The sequence below is a fragment of the Serinicoccus sp. CUA-874 genome (assembly GCF_001942225.1).
Taxonomy (GTDB): domain Bacteria; phylum Actinomycetota; class Actinomycetes; order Actinomycetales; family Dermatophilaceae; genus Ornithinicoccus; species Ornithinicoccus marinus.
Genome location: NZ_MKJZ01000021.1, coordinates 1 through 2,031, shown reverse-complemented (window position 1 = coordinate 2,031; position 2,031 = coordinate 1). Strand labels below are relative to the sequence as shown.

At 68.2% G+C, this 2,031-nt stretch carries 1 protein-coding gene; it reads left to right on the top strand.

What is annotated here, in order from left to right:
• Positions 1-158: 158 nt before the first annotated feature.
• Positions 159-1,916 carry an IS1634 family transposase gene (locus BJF80_RS06705; RefSeq protein WP_075812440.1) on the top strand — a complete coding sequence of 586 codons (1,758 nt, stop codon included), beginning with the start codon at positions 159-161 and terminating at the stop codon, positions 1,914-1,916.
• Positions 1,917-2,031 lie beyond the last annotated feature (115 nt).

Sequence of the window (2,031 nt, the reverse complement as noted above, 5' to 3'; positions counted from 1 at the left end):
CCTGAGTTCCGCAGCTAATCAGTTATCTGGGGCATGGCCGGGTGGAAAGGTGCAGGTCAGTGGGTTGGTGGTTGATGACACGAGTCGGATTGCCTAGTGACACGACTTGGCGTGTCTGTGGTGTGTGAGCAGTGTGGGGGCTGGTAGCGTCTGGTGACATGTTCATCAGGACGTCGTCGCGGCGGAACAAGGACGGCACGAAGGTGTCGTACCTGCAGCTGGCGCACAACCAGTGGGACCCGGTGGCGAAGACGTCGAAGATGAAGGTGCTGTACAACTTCGGCCGTGTCGAGCAGGTCGACCGGGGCGGGATCGAGCGGTTGATCGCCTCGCTGTCCAAGCTGGTGGACTCACCGACGCTGGCCGCGGACCAAGACGGCGACGCCGGGGAAGGGCTGTCCTTCCTGGAGTCCCGCCCGTTGGGTGGTGCCTGGGCGCTGGACGCGCTGTGGAGGCGGCTCGGGATCGACAAGACGACGCGCTCCCTGCTGGGGCGGACGCGTCGGGACGCGGTTGTGGAGCGGGTGCTGTTCGCGTTGGTGGCCAACCGGGCGCTGGCGCCGTCCTCGAAGCTGGCCGCGGCCGGGTGGGTCAACCACGACGTGCACATCCCCGGACTGGGCCAGGTCAGTGACGACGCTTGTTACCGGGCGATGGACTGGCTGCTCGAGGTCGAGGCCGACCTGGCCAAGAAGGTCTACGCCTCGACCGCGGACCTGCTCAACCTCGAGGTCGACCTGCTGTTCTTCGACACCACCAGCACCTACTTCGAGACCGAGACCGCCGACGCACCGCTGTGGCGCGACCAGACCGGCCGGCCGGTACCCGGCGCCACCCCCGAGTCTGGCGAGCAGGACGCGGAGGGCGGGGCTCAGGCGCCTGCCGGTGCGGTCAAGCAGACCGGGTTCCGGGCCTATGGCAAGTCCAAGGACCACCGGGATGACCTGCCGCAGGTGGTCATCGGGATGGCGGTGACCCGTACCGGGATCCCGGTACGGGTCTGGTCCTGGCCGGGCAACACCTCCGACTCGGCGCTGATCCGCCAGGTCAAGGACGACATGCGCGACTGGAACCTGTCCCGGATCGTGTGGGTCGCCGACCGCGGGTTCACCTCAGCGGAGAACCGGCGCTACCTGCAACGCGCCGGCGGCGGGTACATCCTGGGTGAGAAGCTGCGCTCGGGCTCAGCTGAGGCCACCGCTGCGCTGGGCCGCCCGGGCCGCTACCAGGACGTCGCGGGCAACCTGCGCGTCAAGGAAGTGCGGATCAGCGAGCACGAACGGTTCGTCATCGCCCACAACCCCGAAGCCGCCGACCGCGACGCCACCATCCGGGACCAGCTCCTCGAGCACCTGCACGGGCTGGTCGCCGGCAGCGACCAGCTGTCGGTGACCAAGCGGGCCGAGCTGCGCGGGGTGATCTCCACCAAGCCGGGACTGAACCGGTACCTGCGCGTCACCGCCGGCGGGCTGCTGCGCGTCGACGCCAAGGCGATCGCTGCCGAGGCCAAGCTGGACGGGAAGTACCTGCTGCGCTCCAACGAGCCGCACCTGTCCGCCGAGGACATGGCACTGGGTTACAAGCAGCTGCTGGAGGTCGAACGCGGCTGGCGCGACATGAAGCAGATCCTCGACCTGCGCCCGGTCCACCACCGACTGGAGGACCGGATCCGTGCCCACGTCGTGCTGTGCTGGCTGGCGCTGCTGCTGATCCGGATCATCGAGACCACCACCGGCGATACCTGGAACAACGTCCGCCGCGAGCTGCAACGCCTGGCCGTCGGCACCTTCACCGGTCCCGCCGGCACCTACCGGCAGACGACCGCGCCAACCCCCGCACAGCGCACCATCCTGGAGCGTCTCCACATCGACCCCCCGCCCCGGATCCTGCAGCTCGGCACCCAGCCCACCGACTGAACCCCGCCCGACCCTACCCACTAGTGACACGCCGTGTCACCGCTCACGCACGCGTTTCCCCAGGTCAAACCCTACTTCTGTGTCCATACCGCGACCATCAGCTGCGGAACTCAGG

Excerpts from the sequence above, each read along its gene's own strand:
- BJF80_RS06705 (WP_075812440.1), top strand. The coding sequence starts at position 159 with ATGTTCATCAGGACGTCGTCGCGGCGGAACAAGGACGGCACGAAGGTG.